This is a genomic window from Thomasclavelia sp., assembly GCF_017889095.1.
GTDB lineage: Bacteria > Bacillota_I > Bacilli_A > Erysipelotrichales > Coprobacillaceae > Thomasclavelia.
The window spans coordinates 1-4,635 of sequence record NZ_JAGHEW010000094.1 but is presented as its reverse complement, the minus strand read 5'-3'; the positions used below and the strand labels follow the sequence as shown (position 1 = coordinate 4,635).

The 4,635-nt window shown below is 29.1% G+C and carries 5 protein-coding genes and 1 other annotated feature; all 5 genes read right to left on the bottom strand.

Translation table 11 applies throughout. The annotated features are described in order from the left end of the window. On the bottom strand, window positions 1–934 hold a 934-nt coding region (aroF, locus tag J7M77_RS04335; protein WP_296876365.1), incomplete at its 3' end, for a 3-deoxy-7-phosphoheptulonate synthase. Window positions 935–971: 37 nt separating this feature from the next. Further along, window positions 972–1,218, bottom strand: a binding site (T-box leader). A gap of 283 nt (window positions 1,219–1,501) precedes the next feature. Beyond that, window positions 1,502–2,146, bottom strand: coding sequence for an HNH endonuclease (locus J7M77_RS04330; RefSeq protein ID WP_296876363.1), 645 nt, complete (start codon window positions 2,144–2,146; stop codon window positions 1,502–1,504). Beyond that, on the bottom strand, window positions 2,143–3,390 hold the full coding sequence (locus tag J7M77_RS04325) for an AAA family ATPase (RefSeq protein ID WP_296876361.1): 1,248 nt from the start codon (window positions 3,388–3,390) through the stop codon (window positions 2,143–2,145). Before J7M77_RS04325 ends, J7M77_RS04330 begins: the two co-directional genes overlap by 4 nt. Further along, window positions 3,390–3,950: a Sir2 family NAD-dependent protein deacetylase gene (locus J7M77_RS04320; RefSeq protein ID WP_296876359.1), complete on the bottom strand. Its 561-nt coding sequence runs from the start codon at window positions 3,948–3,950 to the stop codon at window positions 3,390–3,392. The genes J7M77_RS04325 and J7M77_RS04320 overlap by 1 nt, the downstream gene beginning before the upstream one ends. A gap of 417 nt (window positions 3,951–4,367) precedes the next feature. After that, a partial coding sequence (locus J7M77_RS04315; RefSeq protein ID WP_296876357.1) for a DUF5680 domain-containing protein occupies window positions 4,368–4,635 on the bottom strand: 268 nt, incomplete at its 5' end.

The following is a 4,635-nucleotide window of genomic DNA, read 5'->3' as shown; positions in this document are numbered from 1 at the left end:
GTCCATCACATAATGCCTTTTCTGGATTATTGTGTACTTCGACCATTAATCCGTCGGCTCCGGCTGCAATTGCCGCTTTTGCCATCGGTTCTACTAACCACCATTTTCCTCCCGCATGGCTTGGATCGATTACGATTGGTAAATGTGTTAATTTCTTGATTACCGGGATTGCCTGCAAGTCTAATGTATTTCTTGTATAGCTTTCAAACGTTCTGATTCCCCGTTCACATAGAATTACATTAGGATTTCCGCTAGCCATAATGTATTCAGCTGACATGATCCATTCTTCAAAAGTTGCGCTTAAGCCCCGTTTTAATAAAATTGGTTTATTTGTTCCTGCTCCAACTTTTTTAAGCAGATCAAAGTTTTGCATATTTCTGGCTCCAATTTGAATCAAATCAACTTTTTCATTGAATTCATCTAAATATGAAGCATCCATTAATTCAGAACAAATTGGCAGTCCTGTTTCTTTTTTAGCAGCTACTAAAATATCCAATCCTGAAGACCCCATTCCCTGGAAAGCATAAGGTGAAGTTCTTGGTTTTAAAGCTACCCCTCTTAAAATATTTGCACCGGAAGCTTTGATTGATTTAGCGATTTCAATCACCTGTTTTTCACTTTCAACCGAGCATGGTCCTGCAATCAAGGCTAAATTATCGCCACCGATCTTCACTCCGGCAACATCGATAATTGTATCATCAGGATGGAAAGCCCGATTAGCCAATTTATATGGTTCCGATACTTTCATTACTTTTTCAACACATTCTTCAACTTCAATTGCTTTAGGATCAATTTTAGTCGTATCCCCTACCATGCCAATAATAGTTTGGATTTCTCCTTTAGAAACATGAGGCTGAGCTCCTTTAGCAACAATTAACTGTTCAATTTTTTCAATTTCCTTTTCATTTGTATGCGGTTTTAAGACAATAATCATTTCAATTTCCTCCTTATAAATAAAAAACTCGTCCTAATCAAAGGACGAGATAACTTCGTGGTACCACCTTTATTCACTAATAGATCACTCATATTAGCCTCATCAAGTACGCTGTTTAAAAACAGTTCATACTCTAACACTATAACGGGTGTTCCCGGAGATGCCTACTAATTTCAACATTCTACTCCTTGATGTATTCAACTATTTGTTTGGATACCGTCACACCACACCGATACTCTCTTTGCCTAAACGCCTAGTCTACTCTTTCAATTCAACGTATTTAAACTATATATCTAATAATACTGATTAAAAATAATTTTGTCAATTAATAAACATTTATTTTCTTATGATTTATTAATAGCCACTAGAAATGAAAAAGTATGCTAAGATAAAACCACAATTTCCAATAGTTTTTTAGTCAAATTATTGTAATTTCATAATTTTCGTAACTTCAATTTATATTTTTCATATACTTTGATTGCTTGTTATTACCTTAATAATTGCATTCTCACTATAATATATTATAAACAATTGTTAATTACTTATTTTTAGTAAAATATTACTATATTAATTAATATATTGCATTAATTCAAGATATCTATCTTGATGAATTCTAATATAATTTCTTTTAAATTCAGCAAAAGGAGATTTCCGATTTAATAACCCCCTTAAAGTTCTTTGTACGATTATTGAACGATCATTATTTTGATACTTTTCTAATGTATCAAACAAAGCATACATTTCTTTAAATAGCTCATCTACCCTAACTTGACATTTATAAATTCTCATTCCAGTATTCTTTTTATTAAAGACTTCATTTACTAATTCAGCAGTTACAAGAGCTTCCTTATCACTATTACCTTTTGCATTTACAATAACAGAATCTCCCATTAACATGAAATCTATTAACATTTCAGGATCCCTTTTACAACAATCTATAACATTTTCGTCATACTTTGTCTGATTTTTAATACTATTACAATGCCGACATGACCAAAACAAATTTTGCCAATCAAATTTTCTTTCAGGAAACTTCCCGTTTTTATGAGGTAATAGATGTTCTATTTCAGGATCTTGTACTGGTTTAATGCCACATATATAACATTTATCATAAAAATCATGTTTTAATTGCATAACAACATCATTACCATCATATCTACGTTTTTCTTTAAGTGATTTAGGAGCCATTAAACTTCTTTCAATTTTTATCATTCCAAATCATTTCTCCCCTCAAATTCCAGTTTTAACATTTGATATTCAGTTGAAATATCCAACGCTAAATAATCAGGAATTTTTTCTAAATAAATTTGAAGTCTTGAGATTTCAGCAAAATCTTCATCTTCTAAATACTTTTTCTTTACTAATTTCTTATATCTTTCAAATTTATCTTTTAATTTTTTTGAACAGGAGTCCACTCGAAAATATCCCTCGACTATTCCTTTATAAGGAACGTTTGTTAATCCATTTTCAACTAAAATACCATTTTCTAAATCATATATAATAACATTATCCAAACTATTAACTACAAAAGGCGAATGTGTTGTTACAATAAATTGAATATTCGGAAAAATAGCTGTTAAAAATTTCATGATATTTTTTTGTAGTTCTAAATGCAAATGAGCTTCTATTTCATCAATTAAAACTATACCAGGCACAGTATACTCAAATCTTCTATTTGATATTTTTTCCATTCGCATAATTAAATCTACTACAATATCAAGTATCGCAGAATATCCGCCTGATAAAGTATTGAAATCAAAATTATTTCTTCCATTAATTGAAATATAAAAATTAAAAACATCATCATCAAATACTAGTCGAAGCGATTGATCATCAAAAATAACTTTTAGATGATCTTCTAAAGACTGAAACCAACTTGCAATTTGTTGAGCTTTTCTTTCTTTTCCGTTTGTTAAAGCTAGTGCCTCCGTAACTTTTAAATCGACAAGATATTTCACAAACTTAGAACTTGGCTTTTCTTCAATTAAATATTTGGTATTTAAACTTATCTTTTCAACGTTTTTTACTTCTTCAATTTGAAAAACTCTATCTGCTTTATAATACGCTAAAACAAATTCACCGTCATTAAAATATTTATAAATACTTGATGCATCTATATTAAATAAAATATCTAATCCATTATTTATTTCAAACAACTTATTCTTCCAGCTAATTACATCTTCATGAATTTGATTAATCGTTCCTAAATTTTGATTACGATGAGTACGGTTTAATGATTCTTGTATGTTTTTTAGATATTTTGAATATTCACCAAAAGCATCCTCACTAGCTAGTGATTGCAAATGTTTTGCAAGTGCATCTAATAAACAAGTTTTACCACTACCATTTTTTCCAGTAATAATTAGATTTTTCTTTTCATTCGATAAAGGTATTTCAATATTTTTTAAATGGCTAACTGAATTTATTAGTATATTGGTAATATAGATATTTTTCACTATTTTTGATCTCCGATTATTTTTTCTAATATCTTTCTTACATTATGAGCAGCATCTTCTTGAATTTCGATGATTTTTGCACCTCTTAATCTGGCTATCTCTCTTAAATCAACCGCAATTGCCGTATGATAAGAACAGCCAATAACTAAGAAAACATCATTAGGCCTTAAATCATAAACCATTTCATAAGCTTTTTGATAATTGGGTGCCGGATCACCATATAATACTGGTTTATTATATAATGAATAGGCTATATCCATTTCATCATCTTCAGGAAGTCCGCCATGCATCTCTAATGCATCACTGCCAGCTAGTTTATGCAATCCATCAATATTCATCGTAATAACTGGAATGTTATACTGAGCTAAAGCATAATGGGCATCATTAGGTTTAGCACCATTCATATTAGCCTTTAACTGTTTAATTACTTCATTATATTCTTGATGATGGGTATTAGCATAATCTCTAAATAACTTTTCTCTTACATCTGGTCTTTCCATGAATGTAGGAATATTTGACTGTTTAGAAATTCCTGCTCCTGTAAACGCTAAAATTTTCATTTTCATTACCTCCGATATTTTCTATTATCTCACTTATCAAATAAAATTTCATTGAATTATAAATTAAATCTTTTCATCAGTTATTATACCATATAAATAAAAAAACTAATTCTTTCTTTTATAACAAAACCTATTTAAAATTATTTTATTTCAAATATTTTTTAATCATATCAATATATTTAAAGCAACATTATTTTCACAAAACATCTCAACTATTTAAAACAAAATATACTTAATTCACTTTTGATATGATTTTATATACCTAAATATGATAATCATTTTAAGCAAAAATGCTAACTAAAATAATTGAGATCAATATCAAGAATTAGCGTAATTATCAAATCACTTAAAAAATAAATTATCCAATGATAAAATCAAAATTTCTAAATAAAAATGCCAGAATACTCTGACATTTTTTTATTCAATCATCCCACCATGATATAAACACTCATATATTTTAGTTTCTTGATAAAAGATTACTTCTTTACCATGAAAAAACTCAATTTCACCTTCAACCGTATTATAATAATGAAAATCCCCTTTAGAAAATCTTTCTGGTCCTCTAAACGGCTTATTTATAGGAACTTGTTTTAAAACAGCTTTTAAAAAATCACCATCGAATCGTTTATCTAACACACGACCATAATAATTCATTGACCAAATTGGCAAATCATTTACATAAACC